The 24,233-nt window shown below is 60.7% G+C and carries 21 protein-coding genes; 8 read left to right on the top strand and 13 right to left on the bottom strand.

The annotated features are described in order from the left end of the window. Positions 1 to 28: 28 nt before the first annotated feature. Entirely contained in the window at positions 29 to 928 is a 900-nt protein-coding gene (locus tag FQ746_RS11755) for an AraC family transcriptional regulator (protein WP_144109521.1), read from the bottom strand. A 108-nt stretch (positions 929 to 1,036) separates the two neighbouring features. Next, positions 1,037 to 1,423 carry a hypothetical protein gene (locus tag FQ746_RS11750; protein WP_144109520.1) on the bottom strand — a complete coding sequence of 129 codons (387 nt, stop codon included), beginning with the start codon at positions 1,421 to 1,423 and terminating at the stop codon, positions 1,037 to 1,039. Between the two features lie 171 nt (positions 1,424 to 1,594). On the opposite strand from FQ746_RS11750, the gene FQ746_RS11745 reads away from it, so the two are divergent. After that, positions 1,595 to 3,103 carry a TonB family protein gene (locus FQ746_RS11745; RefSeq protein WP_186310706.1) on the top strand — a complete coding sequence of 503 codons (1,509 nt, stop codon included), beginning with the start codon at positions 1,595 to 1,597 and terminating at the stop codon, positions 3,101 to 3,103. Between the two features lie 23 nt (positions 3,104 to 3,126). Here the strand turns inward: FQ746_RS11745 and FQ746_RS11740 are convergent, their stop codons facing one another. The 6 genes from FQ746_RS11740 to FQ746_RS11715 form a co-directional block, all read right to left on the bottom strand. After that, positions 3,127 to 3,366 (bottom strand): hypothetical protein, encoded by a 240-nt coding sequence (locus FQ746_RS11740; RefSeq protein WP_144109518.1) that lies wholly within the window; start codon positions 3,364 to 3,366, stop codon positions 3,127 to 3,129. A 51-nt stretch (positions 3,367 to 3,417) separates the two neighbouring features. Next, complete coding sequence (locus FQ746_RS11735; protein ID WP_186310705.1) at positions 3,418 to 5,619, bottom strand: DUF6531 domain-containing protein; 2,202 nt, start codon at positions 5,617 to 5,619, stop codon at positions 3,418 to 3,420. A gap of 695 nt (positions 5,620 to 6,314) precedes the next feature. Continuing rightward, entirely contained in the window at positions 6,315 to 6,812 is a 498-nt protein-coding gene (locus FQ746_RS11730; RefSeq protein WP_409932397.1) for a hypothetical protein, read from the bottom strand. A gap of 130 nt (positions 6,813 to 6,942) precedes the next feature. Then, a complete protein-coding gene (locus FQ746_RS11725; RefSeq protein WP_260854001.1) occupies positions 6,943 to 8,808 on the bottom strand; it encodes a hypothetical protein in 1,866 nt (621 codons plus the stop codon). 404 nt (positions 8,809 to 9,212) lie between these two features. Beyond that, positions 9,213 to 10,403 (bottom strand): serine hydrolase domain-containing protein, encoded by a 1,191-nt coding sequence (locus FQ746_RS11720; RefSeq protein WP_144109515.1) that lies wholly within the window; start codon positions 10,401 to 10,403, stop codon positions 9,213 to 9,215. 176 nt (positions 10,404 to 10,579) lie between these two features. Continuing rightward, positions 10,580 to 10,984, bottom strand: a complete 405-nt coding sequence (locus FQ746_RS11715; RefSeq protein ID WP_144109514.1) for a nuclear transport factor 2 family protein — start codon at positions 10,982 to 10,984, stop codon at positions 10,580 to 10,582. Positions 10,985 to 11,158: 174 nt separating this feature from the next. Between FQ746_RS11715 and FQ746_RS11710 the strand changes: the two genes are divergently transcribed. Both FQ746_RS11710 and FQ746_RS11705 read left to right on the top strand, forming a co-directional pair. After that, on the top strand, positions 11,159 to 11,503 hold the full coding sequence (locus FQ746_RS11710) for an aldehyde dehydrogenase family protein (protein WP_222105865.1): 345 nt from the start codon (positions 11,159 to 11,161) through the stop codon (positions 11,501 to 11,503). Between the two features lie 13 nt (positions 11,504 to 11,516). Then, the gene (locus tag FQ746_RS11705; protein ID WP_144109512.1) at positions 11,517 to 11,978 is read left to right on the top strand and encodes a cupin domain-containing protein; all 462 of its coding nucleotides are present in this window, start codon (positions 11,517 to 11,519) and stop codon (positions 11,976 to 11,978) included. 6 nt (positions 11,979 to 11,984) lie between these two features. Here FQ746_RS11705 and FQ746_RS11700 read toward each other — a convergent pair whose 3' ends face one another. Then, positions 11,985 to 12,743, bottom strand: coding sequence for an SDR family NAD(P)-dependent oxidoreductase (locus tag FQ746_RS11700; protein WP_144109511.1), 759 nt, complete (start codon positions 12,741 to 12,743; stop codon positions 11,985 to 11,987). 51 nt (positions 12,744 to 12,794) lie between these two features. On the opposite strand from FQ746_RS11700, the gene FQ746_RS11695 reads away from it, so the two are divergent. Then, positions 12,795 to 13,382 (top strand): TetR/AcrR family transcriptional regulator, encoded by a 588-nt coding sequence (locus FQ746_RS11695; protein ID WP_144109510.1) that lies wholly within the window; start codon positions 12,795 to 12,797, stop codon positions 13,380 to 13,382. A gap of 29 nt (positions 13,383 to 13,411) precedes the next feature. Here the strand turns inward: FQ746_RS11695 and FQ746_RS11690 are convergent, their stop codons facing one another. The 3 genes from FQ746_RS11690 to FQ746_RS11680 are packed head-to-tail and all read right to left on the bottom strand — an operon-like array spanning position 13,412 to position 16,088. Next, entirely contained in the window at positions 13,412 to 14,155 is a 744-nt protein-coding gene (locus FQ746_RS11690) for an SDR family NAD(P)-dependent oxidoreductase (RefSeq protein WP_144109509.1), read from the bottom strand. 60 nt (positions 14,156 to 14,215) lie between these two features. Then, positions 14,216 to 15,712, bottom strand: coding sequence for an MmgE/PrpD family protein (locus tag FQ746_RS11685; RefSeq protein ID WP_144109508.1), 1,497 nt, complete (start codon positions 15,710 to 15,712; stop codon positions 14,216 to 14,218). A 43-nt stretch (positions 15,713 to 15,755) separates the two neighbouring features. After that, a complete protein-coding gene (locus tag FQ746_RS11680) occupies positions 15,756 to 16,088 on the bottom strand; it encodes an MmgE/PrpD family protein (protein ID WP_144109507.1) in 333 nt (110 codons plus the stop codon). A gap of 163 nt (positions 16,089 to 16,251) precedes the next feature. Here FQ746_RS11680 and FQ746_RS11675 point away from each other — a divergent pair, with 163 nt between their 5' ends. Together FQ746_RS11675 and FQ746_RS11670 are read left to right on the top strand one after the other, a co-directional pair. Beyond that, positions 16,252 to 16,635 carry a hypothetical protein gene (locus FQ746_RS11675; RefSeq protein WP_144109506.1) on the top strand — a complete coding sequence of 128 codons (384 nt, stop codon included), beginning with the start codon at positions 16,252 to 16,254 and terminating at the stop codon, positions 16,633 to 16,635. Positions 16,636 to 16,822: 187 nt separating this feature from the next. Next, positions 16,823 to 17,491 (top strand): potassium channel family protein, encoded by a 669-nt coding sequence (locus FQ746_RS11670; RefSeq protein ID WP_260853986.1) that lies wholly within the window; start codon positions 16,823 to 16,825, stop codon positions 17,489 to 17,491. On the opposite strand, the gene FQ746_RS11665 is transcribed toward FQ746_RS11670, so the two are convergent. Beyond that, positions 17,486 to 19,252, bottom strand: a complete 1,767-nt coding sequence (locus FQ746_RS11665; protein ID WP_186310704.1) for a pyridoxal phosphate-dependent decarboxylase family protein — start codon at positions 19,250 to 19,252, stop codon at positions 17,486 to 17,488. The genes FQ746_RS11670 and FQ746_RS11665 overlap by 6 nt on opposite strands. Positions 19,253 to 19,464: 212 nt before the next feature. On the opposite strand from FQ746_RS11665, the gene FQ746_RS34775 reads away from it, so the two are divergent. Together FQ746_RS34775 and FQ746_RS11660 are read left to right on the top strand one after the other, a co-directional pair. Beyond that, positions 19,465 to 19,635, top strand: a complete 171-nt coding sequence (locus FQ746_RS34775; RefSeq protein WP_186310703.1) for a hypothetical protein — start codon at positions 19,465 to 19,467, stop codon at positions 19,633 to 19,635. A gap of 386 nt (positions 19,636 to 20,021) precedes the next feature. Next, on the top strand, positions 20,022 to 24,209 hold the full coding sequence (locus tag FQ746_RS11660) for an autotransporter outer membrane beta-barrel domain-containing protein (protein WP_144109503.1): 4,188 nt from the start codon (positions 20,022 to 20,024) through the stop codon (positions 24,207 to 24,209). The last annotated feature ends 24 nt before the right edge of the window (positions 24,210 to 24,233 follow it).

Raw genomic sequence — 24,233 nt, 5'->3', positions numbered from 1 at the left:
ATCATGCCAGACGGTCTGGTTTTGCGGCTTAGCCAGCCTTCAATGTCGCGATGTCCCGTTTCGGCGGCGCGCCGAACATGCGCGCGTATTCGCGGCTGAACTGCGACGGACTCTCGTAACCCACCTGATACGCCGCCACCTCGGCGTTGGCGTCGCCCGCCGCCATCATGTGGCGCGCTTCGAGCAGGCGCATCTGCTTCTGGTATTGCAGCGGCGTCATCGACGTCAGCGCCTTGAACTGCTTGTGAAACGCCGACGGACTCATTTGCGCGACGGCAGCGAGTTCTTCGATACGGACGGTCTGCGTGAACTGATCGCGCAAGGTATGAATCGCACTCACCACGCGCTGTACGTGGCCGCTGCCCAGCACGACGCGCGCAACCTCGTGACCTTGCGGGCCGCTCAATAACCAGTAGCACATCTCCTTGCGGATTAGCGGCGCGACGATGGGGATGGCCTCGGGGGTATCGAGCAGACGCATGAGACGCAGCACGCAGTCGCTCAAAGGGCCCTCGAAGTCCGCGACGAACACGCCGCGGCCCGGCGTCGTCTGCGATTTGAGCGGCGCGTCGAGTGAGGCCATGACGTCACGCATGGCAGCTACGTCGAATTCGATCACGACCGCGAGGAACGGCTCGGCGGGACTTGCCTGCACGACGCGGCTGAAGGCCGGCATTTCGACGCTGACCACCAGCGCCTGGCCCGCCCGATAGTCGTAGCGACGGTCGCCGAAAGTCGACCACTTGGCGCCCTGCACGACGACACATAGGGCCGGCCGCATGATCAGATGGGACGGGTTCTTTTTGTGGTCAGAACGCAGCACGGCCATGCCGTCGATGGCGGTCATGAACGGACCGGTTTGCGCGACGCGTTGTTCGGTTTGTCGTTCGGTATAGCGTTTAACGCATTCGATCAAGGCGGTGGACATGGAGCCCTCTTCGATTGATTGACGCATGGTACAGCGACGCATGGCCGTTACGTAGCGACGCAGCAGGATCAGGCAAGAAATGGATGGGATCGGCCAGGATGGATCGGCCTATTGATTTTCAGAGGGATCGGCATGCGCATGGTTCGCCTCGAACTGGTCGGGATGTGGGCGCCAGGGCGAAGGCCATACATTGAAGTCGGTTGCGACGACAATACGCTCGCCGTCGAGAACGAAGAATGCGTGGCGCGGCGCATCGGGCCAACCCCACCAGAGCCGTTCGCGCACTAGCCAACGTTGATTGTCTACCTCGGCAACGAATTCGGTCAGGTCGCCAAAGCGGCCGATGATGGGATGCGCGTCGAATACCTGTTGTTCGGCGGCAGAGGGCTTGCGCCAGAGAACATTTCTGCGACGGCAACGCCAGAAGCGGAGTATGAAGCGAATGTCGTCCCACAGGGTCTGTCCGAAACCGTCGATAGGTTCGTGGTGACGCATTCTGATTCCTTTGAAAAGCTCATCTGTTGCGAGCGTGCTCGCGAGACTATACTACCTGGCAAAATCGGGCCGGGGTGCTTTCGATTAACAGAACATTGATAAGAACCTGTTAGAAAAATGAAAAGAATGGTCTCGTTTCAAAGCAGCAATTCGCTGTCTGGTACTCATGCAGTGAAGCTTATTCTGCTGCTCGTTTGCATTGCCGGCGCCACTACGTCGAGCGCTAGCGAAACATCGGGCGACACGCTCACGCCTGCTTATGTACCGGTGCAGAACATCTCATGTCGCTACGGCTTGTCGGCCGTCGATCTGCAATCGGTGGATAGCGCGCTGGATCATGCAAGGCGTCCCGACGTGATCGTGCGAGTATCCATCGATACGCGCGGCCAGATTAGCGATGCGGTAGTGGAGCAATCCTCAGGCAGCGCGACTGTCGATAATATCGCCGCGCAGGCATCGCGGCGCGCCGAATGCAAACCGTCGTACGGCGCCGACGGGAAGCTCGTTCCGGTCGAAACCAACTTCGCTTTCAGTCTCGCGCACATTCATATTAATGCCACGCCGACGGATCAAACCCTCGCCGCGGCGTCCAACAATGTTATGGCGGCGGCGGGCAGTCGCGCGTCTGTCGCACCGAGTGCTATCAATATGCCGTTCCCCGGCACGCCGTTCCCCAGCACGGCGCTTCCATTCGAGTTCGGCAAACCAGTCGATCAGGCGGCACTTGCCAGACTGGGCATCGTTCCCGGTTCGTCCCAGGCGAAGATTCTCGATGACTGGGCCAAAAAGCTGGTGTCCGATCCGGACATCGCGAACTTCTTTGCTATCGACGCCGACGCGGGCAGGAAACCTTTGAATATCTGGTCGCGAGTGGTTGGCATGCTGGATGGCATGGCAAGAATCTCGACTGAAGACCGGGAACAATTGACGGCCATGACCACCCGTGCGTTGGACAACGCACCAGACGACTGCGACGGCGTTAAGAATCTTCAAGTCATCGCATCGCGCTATGCTTTACTGGGGTCCGAGACAGATGAACAATTGAAGGCGCAACTGCAGGCTATCTTCGATCTGTTCAAGCAATCGGCTCAGACCACGCCGGTGCCGTCCGTTACCGCAGGTCAGCAGTTGCAGGGTCAACTTGCCGTCGCAAGGTCGATCGCCGACGCACTGAAGCGCGACCCTGCCCAAACGGAAGACCTGGGCTTGCTGATGAGGGGACGTTCTTCGGAGCTTTCTCGTACGGCGTGGTGCAAAGCGGCACGCTTCTACCGGCATGCTTTCGACAATACGCCGCAACCGCTGCGCGATTGGGCGGTGCTCGGCGAACTGGACAATCAAAGAAGCAGCGCCGCCGTCATGCTGGCCGGCCTGAAGCGGCTCATGACCCCGACGCCTTTTACGTCACAACCCAAGCTATTCGACTACGCGGAACTCGTGCGGCAACGCATCCGCTCGAACCTCGTCTGGACCGGTAGGAAGGACGGACTCGAGACAGTGGTCAAGGTCGAGTGCTCGTCTCACGGGAACCTGCTGTCGGCGAGAATCGTTCAGTCGAGTGGCGACAGCGCGTGGGACGCGGCCGCACTCGATGCAGTCAAGCGCTCCGACCCAATGCCATTGGATGAGTCGGGCCGCACGCCCCTCACGTTTTCGATTACGTTGCGGCCGGGGATTTGAGGGTGTTTCGATGCGTTTGCCGGTTAGTCGGTAACGCCACTGACCCGCTGGCCCTCGGGAACCAGGTCGGGGTGTTCCTTGTAGATCGGGATGAGCGCTTTATCGAAGACCATGTACATGATCTCGCCCATGGCGAGTTTGAAGTTCTCCAGTTCTTCGGATGAACACTGCGCCTGCACCACTGAGATTGCTTCGTCCATTGCACGGTTGATATCGAGCATGCGGGTGCTGACGTCGAGTGCTACTGCTTTGTTGTGAATCATGGGATCTGCTCCTGACTGTTTGATCTGTGACGATAGTGAGTGAGGTATCGGTTAAATTCTCGGGCACCCCCTGAGTTCGGCACAGTCATTGACGCAATTCCAGAATCTGAATCCATCATTGCCGCTCGGCAGCGCGGCATTCGAGCACTTTATCCGACATGCTGTCCTCACGGCGTCGCAGTCAGACTCGTCTTTGCATTTTATAAAACCCGACGGCTGTACCGTATCAGGTGCAAATAGCTTTGCATATAGCGCGTTTCGTTGCGACAGGTTCGGTGTCAGCACCGGAAACGGCAACTGGCTCTGTGCGGCAACCTGGAACTCCACGGGACTATCCGCAACAGGCATTCCACTCCGTGCACTGATATAAAGGTCTTTTAGGAAGAAAGACCATGCCGGGTGAGCCTGAATATAGCCACATCCAATACACAAGGTCCCCATGCGAGGCTGAGAGTCGGATGTCAACAGCGTAGTCCACCCGAGCTGACCGGGAGAGGGGCCCACAGGGTCGATACCCGCCTCGTAATTGTCAAGCCACCTGTTCGTGTCGTCGCTGCTGATGGCGATCGCTGGTCCGCCATTTGTTGCGACGACAGCATTCCGGGAAGATAGTTTTCCGTCGGATGAGTACCGGTAATCGACAGTCAGCACACGGCGCGGCCGGCCAGTTGCAGGAATCGCCTGTTCATCATATATAAACTGCGTCGCTCGTCCTCTGAGGTCATATGCAATACGTGCCTCACGAAAGTTGCCGGTCTGCCAGATGACGCGGTGTGCGGCGTCTCGGTCCTGGTCACCAAAGAGCCAATGAGAGACGATGTTTTGAGCAGTATTCAGATTTCCCGTGAAATCGTAGACGTACACCCAGTCGGCGGTCTTAACATTGTTTTCAAAGATGACTGCCTCGATCATTCGGTTAAACTGATCATATCGAGCGCCGACGGTTCGTTGTTGCCGCCCGTCCCAAACAGCGTTAAAACCAGCTTCGCCAGTCGGATCTTTGGTTATCCTCTCGCTATAGCCCGAGACGTTGCCATTGATGTCGTAAACGAATGACAGGAACTTTCCCGGCAATGCAACGAACGCCGGGTGAAGGCTCGTAGCATCCGCGTATTGCACTGAAGTAACCGAGACCCCAGACGACGTCTTAACGGTAGCTTTTAAGGGGCGACCGGAATCGTCATATGCGTAGGTAGCTTCTCGCGTCGAAGCGCTAGTACTTAAGAGTTTGCCCGATGAATCCCACGTTAATTCGTTGGAGATGGAACCACTGCTTCCTGATGGAAAAACCGCGTTCTTGGCCGTGAGGAAAAATAGTGTTCTGGCACCATCTCTCCCAGTCACGACGGTCTCCCCTCGACCATATGAGAATTGCACGTTTTCCGCGGAATCCGGGTGGCTAACGGAAATCGCTCGTCCCTGTGTATCGTATGTCCACGTTGAAATGCGCAAGCCGGCTTCGTCGACCATGCCAGTCAATGCGCGCTTCGAATATGCGTCGGTGTACTCATACTGGCGCATACTGCCGTCAGGCCAGGTCACGGAAACAAGATTACCCCACAAGCCGTACTTGTACTGTGTGATGCCTCCTGAAGGATCGATCAGTCTTCCAAGGCGACCACTCTGTTCATATTCGAACCGAATGGTAAGGTCGTAGGTCGCCTTGGTTCCTGGACCATGTTGGGTAATCGATGCAATACGTCCCTGCCCGTCGTAGGTCAAGGCCCGGACGAATCCAGTCTTGGTTGTCTCGGAAAGTAAAATGCCTTGCGCTGAATAGTTCTCCACCGTTTCGCCGACAAGATCCTTGAGCGACCATCCACCGCCAAATCGGGCAAGGTCCAAACCGCTGAAAACCGCAGTGCGCCACTTGCCGTTTATCAAGGTGAAAGTTAATGGTTCTCCATTCGCCCGATAAGCATTGACCTTTGCTACGCTATCTCCATCGCCGACGATGTCTAGCTTTCTCTGCCAGTTATGTACCCAGTTTGCTCCCATTGCTTGAGTGTTTAGCGGGTAAGGCACGGATCGGTAGGTGCGGGTGAACGTCATGGGAAGTTCATCACCGCTGACAAAGTCATTGCTGCTTGTAGTAACGACGCCGCTGGCGGCGAATACAGGATCGTTGATAGGACACGTAGCATCGGGAGACGTCCCACCTGTCGCTCCAAGGCAATAGTCGGTTATCCAGGTTCCGCAATTATAGTAATTCAGCGAGTTGTAGGGATCGTCCGGTCCGTCGTTTTCTGGCATAGTGCCACCGGTCTGAATCGCACACTCTGGAGTACCGGGAACACCCAAAGACTTTCGGTACAGGTGCATACATTGGTCTTCTGTCGCTGCATGAATACAAGTTCCCGACATCAGAAAATTTGTTGCAACGATTAGGCGCCCAATAACGACAGGGAGTCGACTGCAAAACTTCCACGCTTTCATTTTCTCTCCTTCTATTTTTTTGAAAAAAGCGTGACAACTCTCAATGGATTTCCATTCTCCCGCTATCCGACAATTCCTAAAAGTGGAACGGTTATCCACAAACTGCAACAAAAAATCGTCAATTTCATTTTGACACGTAGGACAATACTTACCTGCATGTCAGAGAGACGCCGTAAATGGATTAAACATGAGAAGATTCGATAAGGCGACGCACCGGATACCCTAGACAGGTCAGTGCAATAGAGATGTGAAGAACTGCAGGATCAGTGCTTGGTACGGCCTGACCAGGTCAGGAGGAGAGAGATCCAACAGAGATCGCTGACCAAGCATGATCTCCTCGCGCGCCATCCGGTAGCGAAGCCGATCAATCGCTATTCCATCGGCTACCCTACTCATAGGAACAGATATAACGCAGGCGGTTCGTATTCTGCCTATACGGCCCGATGCATGCTTACTTCGCTGGCAATTTCGCGCTATCCGATTTCCAGCCGGTCAGATAAAGAACTCAGGCGCTATTCCTGCTGGGCATTGGCCTTCTTATCCGGATTCGCCAATGTTCTATAAGGAACCTGCGCCGCGTGCGGGTCGTTCGTCGTGTTGTCGATCACGCGATCGACGTCGGCGGTTTTCGCCAGTTCATCCAGGAAAGTCTTCTTATCGAAACCAGGCGCCACACACCCTTCCACGTAAATAAAACGCCGCTGCAACGTCAGCCACAACGTCGTCTGCTCCCGCCAGTGAGTCGCCAGGTTGATGCTGGCGAGCCGCCGCGGCACGGCATCGGCGATTTCCGCGTCGTACAGGTAAGCATTCGACAAACGGCAACGCCCTTCTATCCAGCAGCTATTGCCGCGCTCGATCCGGTAATGGCTGTCGTCCAGCCATTCCTGTTCTGTCTCCAGCGGCCCTAACGGCGCCGGGCAGTCAGCAATGGCTTTGGAAATAGGCAAGAACGGATCGTGACCGCGATTGACGCGCAAAGGGTCCGCGTAGACCTGCGAAGCGGCCATGCCGATCAGCAGACAACTCACTCGCAACAAGACCGGATAGTTCATATCGGCACACCGTAGGGATCGAGTCACTCGACGACGGCGTGATGATAACCCACCGTCACGTCCCTCTCGCGCCAGATGGCCGACGTCAGGTATCCGGATGGCTCGCGATAAAACTCCTGAACGCGTTATAAGGCAGCGTTACCGGCGTACCGTTGATCATCAGCCCGTAGGTGGTGTCGCCGCTATCGAGCACGTAGTACATCGCCGACTGGATGTTCTTCGTCTTTCTCGCCTGGTAGTACTCCAGCAGATGCGAACTGATATAACTCGCGCGATAGGCGCCGGTTTGTTCCGGTCCCGTGTTCCACTCCGTAATCAGGAACGGCACGCCATAACGTGCATTGCAATAAGTCGGCAAGTCGAAACCCGGCCCGGCTCCGTCGATGCCGATATCGAAGAGATCGCCATACACCTCGTAGTTATGCCACGTCGTCAGGTCCCACCGCACAGTGGGATAGCCGCTCGTGCCGTCGGGCTGCGAGCCGTCCCATAGCGCGTCGCTTGCACCGACATCCGCCACGCAAAAGTTAATGCCGCATTTCGCCGTGGGTTGCGCTGCCTTGACGCCGGCAATCATGCCGCGCATCACGCCGCGCATCAACGGCCAGTTCGTGTTGTTGAAATCGACTGCCTTGGTGCCGGCATTCGTCGAGTCGAGGATGATCGCGCTGTCGCGAGTGAGTTCGTTACCGCATTCGTACATCGTCACGCCATAGGGCGCCAATGCGGCCGCGACGGTCCGCGCGCAACTGACGCCACGCGTATAAGCTGCCGACTCGCTGGCGAAGAGCATGCCGTTGGTGTCGTAGAGTCCGAGGTTCACGAGCACCAGCAGTTTGAGTCCGGCCGGCTGGAACGCTCGCGCCAACGCAACGACCGCGTTCAGTTGCACGGCGTCGTCCGTGCAACCGACCCGATACGTCGAGCAGCCCATGTTCGTCATGATCGACACGAGTTGCGCGGGCGTGTACAGGTAGTCGTAGTGGCCGTTCACACCGTGGAAAGTACCGGCCGTCGCGGGCAAGACGAGGCGCGGATCGTTGCATGGCCGCCATTGATCGAGATCGGCGCAGACATAGAACTGCCCGGCCGTCGTCTTACACCAGAACTTGCCGCCGTACCACAGCAGCAGTGCCCCATTCGTCAGCGTGCCCACCACGCTGTTGTTGCGATACACGACGCCATTCGCGAGCGTCCATAGCGCACCGGCTTTGTCGATCAGGTACGACGCGGGCGGGATCATCGTGCCGTCGGCGGATGTACCGCCGAGGCGCGGATCGTTACACCAGACCCAGCCCGTGCCGCTCCATTGATAAAACTGGCTGCCCGAAGTTTCGTGATAGACGACGCCGCCAATCCACAGAATGAGCGACACGTTCGATGTCGTGCCGGCGGGGCTGCCGTTCTTGTACACCGACGCGTTCGAGAGCGTCCACGTCGCGTTCTGATTGTCGACGATGCTGCTGGCCGGCGGAATGGTCGTGCCGTCCGCGGATGCGTTGGAGGTGGGGTTCGACGATCCCGAGTCTGGTTCGGTCGTCGTCGAGTCGTTGCTTCCGCTGGAGCCGGAATTGCTGGTACTGCCGGAGCTTGAGTCGGACGAAGACGAGCCGGTGTTAGAGGACGATGAGCCGGACGACGAGGTTCCCGAAGACGATGCCGGATCGGACGACGTGCTGCCCGATAACGCAGGCGAAGATCCGTTGACCGTGGTTGCCGGATTGCTCGTCGATGTGGTGCCCGTTGAAGCCGTGCTGGTCGCCGACGCGGTGGTCGCCGTACCGGCGCCGCCGCTCGTGCCCGTACCCGATGCCGTCGCCGGATCGCTCGCGGAATTGCCGGCTTGCGAGCTGCCGCTGCCGTCCCCGCCGCCACCGCCGCCGCAGGCACTCAGAACGACGCTTCCGCTGAGGGCGGTCAGACAACCGAGAAATTGACGTCGTCGAATCATGATGAGATAGCGGGCCGACATGAGCCGGCTCGCGCAAATGTTGTTCGATTGAGAGATGAGCCCGGAGCGCCGGGTCAGGCGATGCGTCAGACGGTCGAGGTGGTCGATGCCCGGTCGTTGCGCACGTGTCCACGTGCGCGGCGACCGTTCAGCTAGCCAGGGAAGTCATTGGCTGTCTGTCGGCAAGAATGACGTGCAGGAGTAGGGTCGATCGGAAATAAGAGTATTCCCCCGACATCAGGCGACGTGGGGAAAAAATCCGCTCGCTCAGAGCGAATCGGAGCGTCTTAACTGAACGCGTTTTGCGAATTTCGAGCGATGAGGTGCAACCGCCGGACGGCGGTCGCGATTAAAGGAGAGCTATCTGTACGAACTATGCGGCAGTCTCGGCACTGCCCTGCACTTCACTGCGCACCATAAACCGCGTCGCGCAGATCGACCGTGTACTGGCCGTTCATCCCTTCATAAAGCGTATTCGACAACGAGACGACGCTCAGTCCGCGTGCGCGGTCGACGAACCACGAATGGCCATACACGCCGCCCCAGCGCCACGTGCCGGGCGACTCCGGCGACGCCGCCGCTGCAGGATCGCGCAATACCGCGAAGCCAATGCCGAAACCGAGCCCCGGCCGGTCCGGCAGAACCGTGTTACCGGTCTGCACGCGCGCCATCTCCTCGACGAGCGCGGCGGGCAACAGTTCACCGCCGCCTGCGCGCAACGTCTCAAGCAGATGCAACACGTCGCCCGCGGTACCGATCATCCCTGCTCCACCCGATGGAAACGCCGCCGCATCGAACGCGCGTTTTGGCGAGTACGTGACACCGACCGCGCCTTCGAGAATAGGAACGGTCTCGTTCTCGGCGAGACGATGCGGTTGCGGCGTGTCGTTCACGTAGGGCGTCGCGAGCCGTGAAGGATCTTTTGCAACAAACCCGAGGCTGCGTGTGCCGAGCGGACCGAGGACGAGTTCATCGAGCGCATTGCCTAGCGGCTTTCCGGATACCGCTTCGATTAGTGCACCGGTCACGTCGATCGCGACCGAATAGCGCCAGTCTGTACCCGGCGCATAGAGCAACGGCACGCTCGCGATGCGGCGGACGTTTTCGGCGAGCGTGAGGGTCGCGCCGTCGAGTCCGTCCGATATGCCCGCGCGTGCATACGGACCATTCGCGTCGGCCTCCGCGAAACGATAAGCAAGACCGGCCGTATGCGTGAGCAGATGACGCACCGTGATAGCCGGCACGGTACCGTCGGCCAGAGCGGGACGGAAGTCGGGCAGCCAGCGCGTGACGTCGTCCTCGAGCGACAGTTTGCCTTGCGCGACGAGCACCATTGCAGCGGTGGAGACGATCGGCTTGCTCACCGAGGCAAGCCTGAAATGCGTGTCTTCGCTCATCGGCGTTTGCGACTCCCGGTCCGCCAAACCCGCAGCCCGGCGATAGACGAGTTGGCCGTCGCGCGCGATCAGCACGACCGCGCCGACCAGTCGCTGCGCTTCGATCGCGCGGAACAATACCGCATCGACACGGGCGGCAAGCGCCGTGTCGGCGGGTGTTTGGGATGGAGAAGAGGCAGTACTTGAACTGACCGACATGGCGACCTCGTAATGAGCGATGTGGGCTACATGTTACGAGAGCTTGGGAAACGATGACTTTAATCCGTACACTGGACAGGGCTACCGCGGTGTGATGGCGTCAGAGCGTTGAGTACGGCTCGAAGTAGTCGGCAATCAGCCAACCTGAAGCACTTCGATGCCGACGCCATCGGAACTCAACGCGCCGCCGCCGAAACGGCGAAGCTGTCCTCGAGCATCGTGAAGCTCGCAATCTTCCCTTCGCGGAACTTGAGAACGATCGCAAACGCACCGTCGATGAGTTTGCCCGTCGCGACGATTCTCGTCTTCAGGTGACCGAGAATCACCGCGCGCTCTTCGCTCGCGAGCAGGTCGTGAATCTCGAGGCTCTCTCGCTCGATCATGGTCGCGGTGTCGCGAATGAAGTCGTGCATGGCTTCGCGCCCGACCTTGTGTCCGACCCACGGCAACGCCCCGTCGTCGCCGGGAATGGACCACTCCAGGTCCGCAGAGCACAGTGCCGCGATGTCGGCGGCACTCGCCCCGCTGCCGAGTTTCGCGAGGAAGTTCTGCGCCAACTGAAGGTTTTGCCGAGTGTTCATGGCTCGTTTGACAATTAGAGGATTAAAAGCGGCAGACGCGCCGCCTGGTTCGCGTAATCAGCCGTAGCTTAAGACATTCGAAGGATGGACCACCGGGTTTCGTGGCAACCTCATCGCGTCTTCTTTCGCGGCGTATCGGGCCACACTGATGCTCGACGATGCCGAGGACGCGGTGTGGAAGAAGACGCGACGCCCATTATCGGCGGCGCGGGGCATCCCGAGGGACTGGGCGGCTACTGCGTGAAGCCGATCGTATTCACGAACATGTCGAACGACATGACCGCCGCACACGAAGAAATTCTTGGTCACGTGCTCTGCATTCTGTCGCACAGCGGCGAAGACAATGCGGTTGAAATAGCGAACGATACGGTCTACGGTTTCAAGCGTACGTCATTTCCGGCGACACGAAGCGCGCGCACGCTGTGGCGGCAAAACTCGAGGCCGGCCGGGCTTTCATCGACGCAGCGCAGCACGATCCGTTCGCCCCTTCGAACCCCAAGTCGATACTCGTCACAATGACAGAGGTAGCACCATGAACGGATTGATCCTGAACGACAAGCCGCTGGAATACAACTTCGCCGGCGCACGGGCCCGGCTCCTCACCTCCGGAGACGACACAGGGGGGGCGTTTTGCATGCTGGAGATGTTCAGTCCGCCTGGCAAAGCGACCCCACTGCATGTGCATGAACGCGAAGACGAAACCATCACGGTTCTGGAAGGGCACGTCAATCTCACTGTCGGCGATCAGGAAGTGCAGTTGCACGCGGGCGAAACCGCGATCATGCCGCGTGACATCGCGCATCGCATTGCGACGGACGATACGACTGCGGCACGCTATCTGGTCGTGTGTACGCCGGCGGGGTTCGAAGATTTCGTCGAAGCCTGCGCCGATGCCCAGCAAGGTCCGGTCATCCCAACCGCACCTGGACCCGAAGACATTGCGCGCATGCGCGCGGCCGCACCGCACTATGGCATCACCCTGCTGCCCGGATGAATCACGTCAAACAAACGACATGCCGCCATCCACGGCGAGATCCGCGCCGGTCGTGAAACCCGATACCGGTGACAACAGAAACGCAATCGAATTCGCGACTTCCTCGGGCCGACCCCAACGGTTCATCGGAATCATGTTCTCGACGTAGCGGCGGATATCGACGTCGGTTGTAGCGGCCGCCGTCATGGGCGTCTCGATCGGCCCCGGCGACTCGACGTTCACGCGAATGCCGCGCGCCATCAAGTCCGGCGAGGTGCCCAGATTGCGCGCAAACGAGCGAATGAAGCCTTTGCTACCCGCATACAGCGCGTCGCCCGGTTGACCTTTGTTCGCCGCCACCGAGCCGACGAATACGACGGACGCACCATCGGCGAGAAGCGGCAACGCGCGGGCGAACGTGAATACCGCGCCTTTGACGTTGACGTCCATCACCGAGTCGTACGTCATGCGATCCAGTGCGCCGAGTTCCGTATGCGGCGACACGCCTGCATTGATGACCGCGCCATCGAGATTGCCATGCCGCCTCGCGATCTCACTCATCAAGCGGTCGATATCGGTTTCGCTGCTCATATCGGCCACCATACGCAGGCCGCGCTCGCCGAGTTCAGCCCCGAGCGCCTCGCAGCGTGTGCGGTCTCTGCCGGTCGCAATCACATAGGCGCCGCACCCAGCCAGATAAATGGCGCATGCGCGTCCAATTCCGCTCGTCGCACCCGTGACAAGAATCTTGCGACCTGTGAATGCAAAGTGATGAGTGGCGTCCATGACAACTCCTGTATTATCAACGTGTGTTGATAATACGAACGGAGCAGCTTAATGTCAACGAGTGTTGATAAATCGGTTCCACGGGCTCGCCTGTCTGCCGATCAGGCCCGTGCAAAGATTCTGGATGCCGCTGCGTTGGCTTTCACACGCGCGGGCTACGACACGGTCGGAGTGCGTGAGATCGCACAATGCGCAGGGGTGGACCCCGCAATGATTCCGCGGCTATTCGGCTCAAAGGAAGCACTATTCCGGCTCATTGCCGACCGCGCATTCAGCCTCGAACCGGCTTTCGAGGGACCGTTGGATAAATTAGGCGCGCGGGTGGCGCGTCATCTGCTCGGGCCTGTCGTGGCGACCGACACGGCATCGTTCGACGAATTCGCGTTTCTACTGGGCTCGGTGGGCAGTCCCACCGCGGCGCCGATTCTGTCGGAGGCCTTGCACCGGGACTTTATCCAGCCGCTGGCAAAACGGCTGAAAGGACGCGACACCGCAGCCCGAGCCGCCTTGCTCACGTCGTACGTGATGGGCTTCGCGGTGTTGCGCGCGGGCTTGGGCTCGCCTGCTATCGAATCGGCGGACAGCCGGTTTCTGGTCGCGCAGTTAGGCGCGGCCATTCAGAAATGTATCGACGGGTAATGAAAAACACGCGTGTGTCTTGCCGCGGGCTACGTGAGATTCAATCCGCCGTCCGATAGCAGGATCTCTCCGGTCAAATAATCCGAAGCGACCAGCATCGACACCGCCTGCGCAATATCCTCCGGGCTAGCGGCGCGACGCATCGGCGAGCGCTCTTTCCACAGTTGTTGCGCCTGCACCCAATCGGCCGTGAGCGGCGTGTCGACCAGACCGGGCGCCACGGCATTCACGCGAATCTCCGGCGCCAACGAAAGCGCAAGCAGACGCGTAACGTGGTTCAACGCGGCCTTGGTGGCGGCATACGGAATCGACGCGCCCTTGGGCCGCACCCCGGCATGCGAACTCACGTTGACCACGCAGCCCGGCCGCCCTCGCGCAGCCGACTCGCGCAGCGCGGTCTCCGCTTCGGCCACCAGCCGGAACGGCGCCACGACGTTGACCTCGTGCAACGTCTGCCAGATTTCCGGCGTGACCGCCGACAGGTCGGAATGAGGAATCACCCGGCTAATGCCTGCGTTATTGATCAACACGTCGAGCCTTCCCCACGCAGCAATGGCTTCGCGAACCAGCCTGACTCGCTCCGCGTCCACCGCAAGATCCGCTTGCACGTAGACCGCGGAACCGAGCTCTTCGGCTAACGCGCGGCCCGCTTCCGCGGAATTGCGCGAATGCAGGACGAGCGCGAAGCCATCCGACGAGAGTCGCCGGGCAATCGCGGCACCAATACCGGAAGTCGAACCCGTGACGAGCGCGACCGGAAGCGAAGTTTTCATAAAGGCGTCGAGTGTCGGTATGGATGTTTCGAATCGCCGATTGTACTGAACGCCGCCTCGCTAGGACGGCAACGCGGCGCGTGCGATGTCGGCGGCATTCTGCAGTTGCTCGACGTGCCAGCAGATATCGATCAGCTTGCGGGTTCGATCCGGCGAAAGAGTCCCTTCGGCCAGATCGGAGAACTTCTTGTCCAGTTGCTGATTGGTCATCGGCACTTCGGTACTGCCAATGGCGTGCTGAATGTATTTATGCAGCTTGCGGCCGTCTTTCAGCGTGATCGTCATATCGACCTGCTCCGGCTTGATCGATGGATCGACGATGGTGTTCACCTTCTCGCGTAGCGCGACCGTTTGGGGATCGCGTACCTTCGCATCGCTGAACTGCTTCTCGCCCGCCGCTCCGTCGATGACCGCAATCGCCACCGCGTGATAGATACTGAACTTCCCCTCGAGCCCGATTTGCGGCGTCTTCTTGCCGGTCAATTCGATCACGAGCGGATGCACGCGCAAGTCGATCCGTTCGATCTGATCCGCTTGCAGATGATACTGATTGCGCAACTGGATCGCCGCGTCGAGAGCCGGGTGAATCACGATGCCGCACGCAAACGGCTTATAGGTATTCAGCGTCGACTCGTAATGCGAGCCGAGGCCCTCGGTAATCTCGCGGTAATCCTGCTTGGTGCTGATGGTATTCGCCCACCCGCGCTTCGCTTCGATCATCCCGTCCGAACTCGTGTAATCCTGCTGCGCGAGCAGTGCCGCGAAAATTCCGTTGGCGGCGGCGCGTCCGGGGTTGAAGCTCTTGTTCATCGAGCCGAACGATTCGCGCAAACCCACCGGCTGCGAAGCGGCGAGGCCCAACGCCCACACCATCTGCACCACCGTGAGACCCATCAGTTTGCCGATTGCCGCGGCGGAACCGAACACGCCACAGGTGCCCGTAATATGCCAGCCGACATCGTAATGATTCGGGTACACGGCATTGCCGATACGCAATTCCGTTTCCACGCCGAGCACCAGCGCATTCAGAAAGTCTTGACCCGTCACGGGGCGATATTGGGAATACGCCAGAATGGCCGACACCACGGGGCCGGCAGGATGAATGATGGTCTTCAGATGTGTGTCGTCGTAATCGAAAATATGACTGCTGACACCATTGATAAACGCTGCATTCATGATGTCGAAGCGCTCGGTGCGGCCCAGCAGATTCGCTTGCGGCGGCCCGGAGAATGGCGTGAGCGCCGCGACCGCGCGGTTCACCGTCTCGTCGTGCGAACCGCCCACGGCGACACCGACCCAGTTCATCAATGTCCGCACGCCCTCCGTGCGAGCGGGCGCGGGCAGATCCTGATAGCCGGTCCTGACGATGAACTCGGCGAGAATGCGCGTGACTTTCGGCGGGTGCGCCGAAGGACTGCTGGCGGCGGCAGCAGCCGAAGCAGAAGCAGAAGCTGTCGCATCCGCCGGCTGTGCAAATACCGACCTGCTGGCAGCGGCCGATGCCAAAGCACCCACCGCGGTGGTTTTCAGAAACTGACGCCGGTCGTTGGCGGACATAGTTGTCTCCTTCTATTCGCTGTGTTCGTTCTTAAATCAACTATCACACCGTAAAAAGCGGTCTGGGTTCGCGCACGTATCGCGTGGCCATCATGCCGGGCCGCATGCGCGAGCCCGACACCATCGCGCCGGATGTGTCCAGAATGCGATGCTTGCAGGCAAGCGTGACGCCATCCGGTAAGGGCGTGCTGCGCGCGGCGACCATGTAGCGTGCAAGCTGACCGGTAATATCGTCACCTGCTGCGCTCGCTGCGTCATTGCCGCGGCCGTCCGCGGCGAAAGCAAAGCGCGCCGGCATAATAGACAACGCGGCGAGTGCACCCGCCGACCTTAAGAGCCGGCGACGCACCGACATGAAGTCATCGTCATTGAACATCGTGTCTCCTGTTTTTATCATTGCCATTGATCGCAACTGTGCTAACCAGCAATTATCGAACCACTCGGCGTCGCGCTCGCATCGTTTTCATTCGCCTTACGCGCGCAATAGCACGCCACTCGTCCCACCCTTCGCTCATCACCGGCCCACGCCGTTCAACCCCATGCCCGCGACGATACGCAACTCCCTGATCTGGATTTTCGATGCGTTCGAGCGCGACGAAGGTTTTCTCCACAAGCGCATGTTCGGCTGTGATGCCGCTTATCTCGACGGTTTGCTGTGCCTGATTGCCGCCGATCGCGGTGCGCCGTGGGACGGTCTGCTGATATGCACGTCGCGCGATCGTCATGCCGCGCTGATCGACGACATGCCCGCGTTGCGACCTCACCCGGTGCTGGGAAAATGGTTGTATGTGCCGCAGGACGATCCTGCTTTCGAAACCATCGTGCACGACATGACAGCGCTCGTGCTCGCGCGAGACGAACGCGTCGGTGTCGAACCGAAGCCGCGGCGGCGCGGCAGCAAGTCGACGCTGCCGAAAGGCTGATCCATCGCGCCGGATTTGATGTGGGTCAATAACGCTGTCGATCGACGAAGGACTGGGAAACATAACCCGCGCATGCCGGTCAGATTCGCGGCTTAGACAAACCCGAGACCGCATGCAAACCCGCACCCCGTCCCCCGCCTGGCTGCGACATTGGCAGCGCGTAGTCGCACCGCTACGTGCGCCATCCATGAATATCATGCTGGCGCTGCTGGTCGTCATGGTGTTCGTCGTGCCGGCCTTGTTCACGTCGAACACGTTCGCCGACCGGATCATTCAGGACCTGCTGCTCGCGGGCGTACTGTTGAGCGGCGTGGTGAACGCGTCGGACCGGTCGAAGGCTTTCGCGCTGGTGCTGGTGGTCGCCTTGCTCGCCATCGCGTTGCGGGTGGCGGGATGGTTTTCGCCGGACAGCCTCTCCTCCGCGATCCGCAATGAGGCCGCGCTGCTGTCGCTGGCGCTGCTTGGTGCGGTGGTCGGGCGCGAGGTGTTCGGCGCAGGACACGTGGACCGCGACCGCGTGTGCGGCGCGATCGTTATCTATATTCTGGCGGGCGCGGTGTGTGCGGATGCTTACCAACTCATCGACTTCTACGTGCCCGGCGCGTTTGCGGGTGCGTTCTCGGGTGCGTTTTCGGGCGTAGGTCCGCAACAAGCGCAAGCGGGCCACTCCTCATGGGTGTACTTCAGTTTTGTCTCGCTGACCTCGGTCGGCTATGGCGACATCGTGCCGGTAGCGCCAGTCGCGCGTTCGCTGGCCAATCTCGAAGCCTTGCTCGGGCAACTCTACCCAGCCATCGTGCTGGCGCGCCTCGTGTCCCTGCAACTAGCGAGCGGCAACGCCGGGAAACGGTCATGAAGACGGCGGTGTGATTTTGTCGCGACGCGTAGCGAGTTGCTGCTGCAGACGGTCGATCAGACGCAGTACGAAAGCATCGGCCTGATCGCGCGCGTAGGGCTTCAGGAAACAGCAGCGTATGACCGTGGTCGTGCGCGAGTCGACTGGCTGCCCCAGTACATGCATGACCGGTACCCGATTGCGCGAAAACCATGGTGTATCGGGTAGCGCTTCGGGACCTGGCGCCAACGCGATGACCCGCTCGCTCAGTTCGCTGATCCGCGCGGCGTTGGTGGCGTCGGTTGCGTTCTCATCCACCGGCAACACGGCGAAATTGAGCATCGCCAGATCGGGCATCGCCAAGCTGACGAAACGATGCAGCACACCTTCGATAGGGAACGTTGCCGCCTCGTTCAACGCGAGATGGAATCGTCGGGCCAGATAAACGCCATCGGCCAGCAACGCTCCCAGGCCTTGCCGATGCAAGCCGAGCAATCGATGCAATGTCCACACCGCCGCCACCGCTGCACCAGGACGCGCACCTTCGAGTGTGTACGCACCGAACCCCCTACGCTCGCCCCTTGTCTCGCTGAAATAGCGGCTGCGCCAGGCAATCGCGTCGGCGTATCGCCGGTCGCGCACCACCAATGCGCCGGCCGGATACGGCGCGTACCCGCTCTTATGAGGATCGACGGTGATCGTGTCGACGTGAGTCAGCGCGCGCAGTGCTTTGGCGACTTCGGGTGCAAGCTCGTTGCCGTTTGAATCGCATTCGGGCCCGCCGCTCTGCGAACGCAATAGGCAGCGATAGTAACCGCCATAAGCCGCATCGGCATGAATAAAGAACGACGCGCCAAAGCGTGTCTGGCACTCCTGCCGCAAGGCTAGAATCGCGTCGATGTCGTCCACGCTGCCCTCGCCGCTGCTGCCTGTCGTGGCGACCACGGCGACAATCGGCGAACCGTCGCCGATTGCGCGCAACAGCTGTTCGCGCAGACGCGCGGTATCCATCCGCCTCGTGCTATCGACGACAACCGGTACCAGTTGCAGACCGAGCAGGTCCGCGCATTTGTCCCAAGCAGGATGACGATGTGCAGCGACATACACCGCGCCGCGCTCGCGTGACGACGCCGTTGTTGGCAGCGTGCGCGCCTCGTGCATCACGCTGTCCCGTATAGCCGGCTCCAGACTGCACAACAATTGCACGACCTTCGCCGGCGCCATGTTATGAAGCTCGAGCGTGGCAACCTGCTGCATCGCCGTCTGGCAGGCCGGCGCTTCTGCCAGCGCGAACGGAATCTGTTTGAGATTGCGCGCCATCCACATCGCCTCGTAATTGCCCGCGTGGCCGCCCGAGCACAGATGCGCCCACCCCTGCCGGGTATCGAAGTCGAACAGAGAGCACAAGTCATCGCTGAGTTCATGTTCCAGCTCCGTGGTCACGAGCGACGTCTCCGCCGTGACGTTGTTCGGGTTGTAGAGCAACGCCGCGAAAAAAGCGAGGCTCGCCGCGATCGGCACGTCACCATTCATGTGCGCGAGATACGCGGGATCGGGCCATGGCGTCGAGTCCCGCTGCAAACGCGCGGACAAGTCCGAGAGCAGCGCGATTGCCCGCTGCAGTAATGAGGAATCGGTCGACGCCGGGCCGGGCGACGTTGTTTGTAGCGACGCATGCCAGCGATAGTAATCGCTCAAGATGTCGTGCGCAGCCGACTCCATCGCCGTCGCGTTGTCACGATGCGGCCACAGATGTCGCCAGCGGGAAAGCGGCTCGTGCATGATGTCGTCTCGCGGTAGCAAAGTGGAATAGTCGAACCGCGTGGTCCAGGTCCACGCAAACAATAGGTAACCGCGGCTCCGCAGTCCAGATCGAGCGTCGATGCGCCGCATCCGTGACAGCGTGACCGTGCGACATGCGCCACGTCCGGGCGCGGAACCTGCTACTCGATCAAGCCGTAGAAGTTTTGCGAGAACGACAAGGAGAAAAAACGATGACCCTCATCATTTATCTGGTCGGCTGGATCATTCTGATTGGCGGTGTGTCGTGGGGCTTGATGGCCATGCACGTCGCGCAGCACACCATTGCCATCGTCGCGGTGATCATGCTCGGCGTGGCGGTGATTACCGGCGCGACGCGGGTGCGTAGCCGCGACCGCTCGTAGCACCGCCGAAGTTTCGAAACAGACATGGCCGCGAGATGCGGCCATGTCTGTATTCGCGGCCCGGATCGGGCGGCATTCAGGCATTAAATCTCTTTAGAATTAAGCAAATCAAACAATCATAAATTTACGATAATTAATTCGATTTAAAACAACGCCTTGAATTGACGTGAATCGTTTGCTACATTGATTCAACGCCGAATCAGTCCCACCGCACCTGCATCTCCAATCCGCCGCTCCGAAGGCAGGCAAAGTCACGCGTATCCACCACTGAACCGGATCCACACTCCATTCCGTTTTACAGAAACAGAAACCGGTTAAACGATTTATATAAAAATATCGCGCCGATTTTCTTGATATCAATTGGGATATAGCCTACAGGACCGGTTATGAATTGGCACGCTAATGCGACAGACCGTCGCCCGTATCCCGGATTTGCATTGCGGCCTGTCTATGCGGCGGTTCTTCTCAGCCTCGCGTCGACTGCGCATGGCGTCACCGTGGTCGATTCGAGTACGACATCACAGACCCTCTCTTCCGATACCGACTATCTGCTGCCGAGCGGCAGCAAGGTCGCGGTCACGAGCGGAAGCGCAATCGTCGTCGAGGGCGTTGCGCCGGCGACGTTCGTCAACGCCGGCGTCGTGACCGGTTCGACGGACAATTTTGCGGTCGGCTTGCGCTTTGACGTTAGCGGCTCGCTGGTCAATCAGGCCACCGGCAGCATCCTCGGACGGACCTCGGGCGTCGCCATGCTCGGCGCACAGAGCAACGTGCTCAATGCGGGTGAAATCATCGCGCAGACAGGTCACGCGATTGTCTACGAGGGCCTCGCGAGCGGCACGATCGATAATTTCGGTTCGATCAACCCTGCCGGCGCGACCGGACTCGGCGAGACGCAGGACGGCATCTTCATGAACTCCATCGGCGCGCTGACCGTGAACAATCATGCCGGCGCGTCGATCAGAGCCGGACTGGGCGACCTCTCGCAAGGCACCGGCATTCTGATCGGCACCAGCCACGACGCTGGCAGCGCGACGATCAACAACGACGGCGCGATCAGCGGCTTTCGCTCGGGCATACGGTCGACCACCCGGGAGGCGGTGACCATCGTCAACAGCGCGACCGGAACGATTCAGGCCACGGTCAATAGCGGCGTCGAACTCAACCAGAACGCGTCGCTCTTCAACTACGGATCGATAGGCAGCCAGCTTTCCAGCGCGATCTACCTGGGCGGATTCAACAACCACGTGACGCTCGGCACGGGTTCGACGCTGAGCGGCTTCGCCGGCAACGTGATGCTCAGCGGCGGCGTCGGCAACACCATCACGCTGACTGGTACCGGCGTAGAGAACGGCAACTTCATCGCCACCGAAGACAGAGGCTACGCGCAACTGACGGTGGATCCCGGCAGCAACTGGACACTCGGGGGCAACGTCAGCATGACGAACGCCTCGGCCAGCACGCTGACGATCGGCGGCCAACTCACCGTGAGCGGCACGATCTCGAACAGCGCGGGCGGCGGCACGACCATCGCCGACGGCGGACGCCTCACGCTCGGCGCAGGCGCGGCGAGCGGCATGGTGAGCGGCGACATCGTCGATAACGGCACGCTCGCTTTGAACCGCAGCGATATCGCAGTGCTGAACAGCACGGTGAGCGGAAGCGGCTCGCTCATCCAGCAAGGTTCGGGGGCCACCGTGCTGAACGGCGTCAACCGCTACGGCGGCGGCACCAACATCGCGGCAGGCACGCTAGTGGCGAGCAACGGCAACGCGCTGGGATCGGGCGCCGTCGCCAATGCGGGCGCTTTGCAACTGGACTTCGCGAGCAACGGTACGCTCGCCAACGCCTTATCGGGCATCGGCAGTCTGAGCAAGACCGGCAGCGGCGTTGCCAGCCTGACGGCTGCGGGTTCCACGCAAGGCAGCGTCGCGGTGAACGCGGGCGTGCTGCGGCTCGCGCAGAGCGGTGCGTTCAACACGACCGGCACGTTCAGCACCGCGTCCGGCGCCGCGCTTCTGCTCGGCTCGCAGGCCACGCTAAACGTGGGCGACCGCTTCACGATGAACGGCTCGCTCGTCGATCTGACCGGCAGCGTCGAGCCCGTCATCTCCGCGGCCACCGCCACGATCGGTGCGGGCGCAACCTTCAATCTGGGTGGCTACAGCGCACCGGATTCGGCGAGCGTCGCGGAACTCGCGTCGGCCATCTACACCAAGATTCACGCGACTTCGCCAGGCGGTCTGAACGGCACGTTTTCGGCGGTGCGCATCGGCGGTGTGTCTGCTCAAACGGATTACCTGACGGTCACCTCGTTCTATACGCCGCAAAACTTCAACGTCGGGGTCGGGCTCACGTGGTATGCCGCGCACACGAGCTCGCCGCCAGCCGCGCACGGTACATTCACGCTGAGCGATGCAGCAGATTCCTTCGACCTCGATGCGGTGCTGATCGACGAAGCGGCGAATCCCGCGACGGGCTGGGACGGCAAGTCGCTGACGAAAGCCGGCGCGGGCAGCTTGCAACTGTCCAAAGCGAATCGCTATACCGGCGCAACGTCGATCGCCGCAGGCACGCTCATCGCGGGTACCGGCGATATCGTCGCAACGAGTTCGCAGGTCACGGTCGCGGCGGGCGCGCGCTTCGACCTCAACGGTTTCGACCAGCATGTGCGCAATCTCGCAGGCGCGGGCAATGTCACGCTCGGCAGTGCGGCCCTGAGTGTCGACAACTCCGTCGATACCCGGCTCGACGGCGAAATCAGCGGTAGCGGCAGTCTGATCAAAACCGGTGCGAACACGCTGACCCTGAGCGCCGACAACAGCTATACGGGGTCGACCACGATCGGCGCCGGCACGCTGCAACTCGGCGCGGGCGGCGCGACCGGCAGCGTGGCGGGCAACATCACGAACAACGGTGCGCTGGTGTTCGATCGCAGCGCGCCGCTCACGTACAACGGCGTCATCGACGGCGGCGGCACGCTGGTGCAGCAAGGCAGCGGCAGCGTCGTGCTGTCGGACAACCAGCCCTATACCGGCCCAACGGCCGTCAACGCGGGTGCGCTGCTTCTCGCCAACGGCGCACAGCTGAGCGGCACCTCACGCGTGACGGTGCAGCCGGGCGCGAGCTTCGGCGGCTATGGCGGCGTAAAAGGCGATGTCGTCAACCAGGGCCTGCTGGCCGTCGCCGATGCCGCACCGGGGTTCGCGGGTCAGCCGTCAGGCAGTTTCACCATAGGCGGTCAGCTGATCAACAGCGGCGAACTTCGCATGGCGAGCCCGACGCCTTCGAGCACGTTGACGGTAGCCGGCTCCTATACCGGCAACAACGGCCGCCTGACCTTGAGCACCGCGCTGGGCGACGACCAGTCGGCCACCGACCGTCTCGTCGTGCACGGCGACACCGCCGGAAAAACCGCAGTGAAAATACAAAATGCCGGTGGCACCGGCGGCCGCACGAGCAACGGTATTCAGATCGTGGAAGTCGATGGCCAATCGAACGGCGTGTTCACACTCGATTCGCGCGTGGTGGCAGGCGTCGACGAATACAAGCTCTATCAAGGCAGCGTGGCCACGCCGGGCGATGGCGACTGGTATTTGCGTTCGCTGTCGCCGGACCAGTCTCCGCGCCCCGAGCCCGGCGCCTATCTCGGCAACCAGATGATGGCGCAAAGCCTCTTCGTGCAAACGCTGCACGATCGCGCGGGCGTTTCCGGCAGCGCGCCATCGGCGAGCGCCAATGGCGACGCGCCGACCGTCTGGGCGCGCGCCGCGGGTGGCCACACGGACGGCGCCGCAGCCGGCGGCCGGCTCGACCAGTCGGTCGATTCCGCGCTGGTGCAAGCGGGCATCGACGTGTACCGGCACAAAACAGGCAACCAGCTCTGGCAGGTCGGCGTGATGGCCGGCTACGGCACCGCGACCACGGAAGCCAGCGCCCGGGACAATCCGGCGAGCGCACGCGGCAGCATCAACGGCGTCGGCGCGGGCGTCTATGCAACGTGGCACGGCAACGCGAGCGGCGCGGATGGACCGTACGTCGACGCGTGGCTGCAATACGCGCACTTCGACAACACGCTCAAAGGCCAGGACCTGAGCGGCGAAAGCTATACGAGCCAGGTCTGGTCCGGCTCGCTGGAAGGCGGCTGGGCTTTCACGCTGGCACAGACGACGAAAGGCGCGTGGCTGCTCGAACCGCAATTGCAACTGATCTACTCGAGCTACCAGGCCGACGACCACACCGAGAGCAACGGCACGCTCATCCATAGCGAAGACAACGACGGCCTCGCCACGCGCCTGGGCGTGCGCCTGATGCGCGCGCCCACGCCGCTCTCGACGCCCGGCTGGCTGCCCTTCGTCGAACTCAACTGGTGGCATGACACGAGCGGCAACAGCATCGCCTTCAACCAGAGGGTGGTCTCACAGGACGGCCCGAAAGACCGCGCGGAACTGAAAGCCGGCTTGCAGGCGGACGTGGCGAAACACTGGCGAATCTGGGGCAACGTCGGCTTGCAATACGGCAATGGCGGTTACCGGAGCATCGCCGGACTGCTCGGCGCACGGTATAGCTGGTGAGCGAACGATTTCAGGCACGACTCC

Origin of the sequence: Paraburkholderia sp. BCC1886 (assembly GCF_900996245.1) — a bacterium.
Lineage (GTDB): Bacteria > Pseudomonadota > Gammaproteobacteria > Burkholderiales > Burkholderiaceae > Paraburkholderia.
This window is presented reverse-complemented; position numbering and strand designations above follow the sequence as displayed.

What these genes read in the sequence shown, in the direction of transcription:
- FQ746_RS11755 (WP_144109521.1), bottom strand. Translation starts at nt 928, where the DNA reads ATGTCCACCGCCTTGATCGAATGCGTTAAACGCTATACCGAACGACAA.
- FQ746_RS11750 (WP_144109520.1), bottom strand. Translation starts at nt 1,423, where the DNA reads ATGCGTCACCACGAACCTATCGACGGTTTCGGACAGACCCTGTGGGAC.
- FQ746_RS11740 (WP_144109518.1), bottom strand. Translation starts at nt 3,366, where the DNA reads ATGATTCACAACAAAGCAGTAGCACTCGACGTCAGCACCCGCATGCTC.
- FQ746_RS11735 (WP_186310705.1), bottom strand. Translation starts at nt 5,619, where the DNA reads ATGCCAGAAAACGACGGACCGGACGATCCCTACAACTCGCTGAATTAC.
- FQ746_RS11730 (WP_409932397.1), bottom strand. Translation starts at nt 6,812, where the DNA reads ATGGCCGCTTCGCAGGTCTACGCGGACCCTTTGCGCGTCAATCGCGGT.
- FQ746_RS11725 (WP_260854001.1), bottom strand. Translation starts at nt 8,808, where the DNA reads ATGATTCGACGACGTCAATTTCTCGGTTGTCTGACCGCCCTCAGCGGA.
- FQ746_RS11720 (WP_144109515.1), bottom strand. Translation starts at nt 10,403, where the DNA reads ATGTCGGTCAGTTCAAGTACTGCCTCTTCTCCATCCCAAACACCCGCC.
- FQ746_RS11715 (WP_144109514.1), bottom strand. Translation starts at nt 10,984, where the DNA reads ATGAACACTCGGCAAAACCTTCAGTTGGCGCAGAACTTCCTCGCGAAA.
- FQ746_RS11705 (WP_144109512.1), top strand. Translation starts at nt 11,517, where the DNA reads ATGAACGGATTGATCCTGAACGACAAGCCGCTGGAATACAACTTCGCC.
- FQ746_RS11700 (WP_144109511.1), bottom strand. Translation starts at nt 12,743, where the DNA reads ATGGACGCCACTCATCACTTTGCATTCACAGGTCGCAAGATTCTTGTC.
- FQ746_RS11695 (WP_144109510.1), top strand. Translation starts at nt 12,795, where the DNA reads ATGTCAACGAGTGTTGATAAATCGGTTCCACGGGCTCGCCTGTCTGCC.
- FQ746_RS11690 (WP_144109509.1), bottom strand. Translation starts at nt 14,155, where the DNA reads ATGAAAACTTCGCTTCCGGTCGCGCTCGTCACGGGTTCGACTTCCGGT.
- FQ746_RS11685 (WP_144109508.1), bottom strand. Translation starts at nt 15,712, where the DNA reads ATGTCCGCCAACGACCGGCGTCAGTTTCTGAAAACCACCGCGGTGGGT.
- FQ746_RS11680 (WP_144109507.1), bottom strand. Translation starts at nt 16,088, where the DNA reads ATGTTCAATGACGATGACTTCATGTCGGTGCGTCGCCGGCTCTTAAGG.
- FQ746_RS11675 (WP_144109506.1), top strand. Translation starts at nt 16,252, where the DNA reads ATGCCCGCGACGATACGCAACTCCCTGATCTGGATTTTCGATGCGTTC.
- FQ746_RS11670 (WP_260853986.1), top strand. Translation starts at nt 16,823, where the DNA reads ATGAATATCATGCTGGCGCTGCTGGTCGTCATGGTGTTCGTCGTGCCG.
- FQ746_RS11665 (WP_186310704.1), bottom strand. Translation starts at nt 19,252, where the DNA reads ATGCACGAGCCGCTTTCCCGCTGGCGACATCTGTGGCCGCATCGTGAC.
- FQ746_RS34775 (WP_186310703.1), top strand. Translation starts at nt 19,465, where the DNA reads ATGACCCTCATCATTTATCTGGTCGGCTGGATCATTCTGATTGGCGGT.
- FQ746_RS11660 (WP_144109503.1), top strand. Translation starts at nt 20,022, where the DNA reads ATGAATTGGCACGCTAATGCGACAGACCGTCGCCCGTATCCCGGATTT.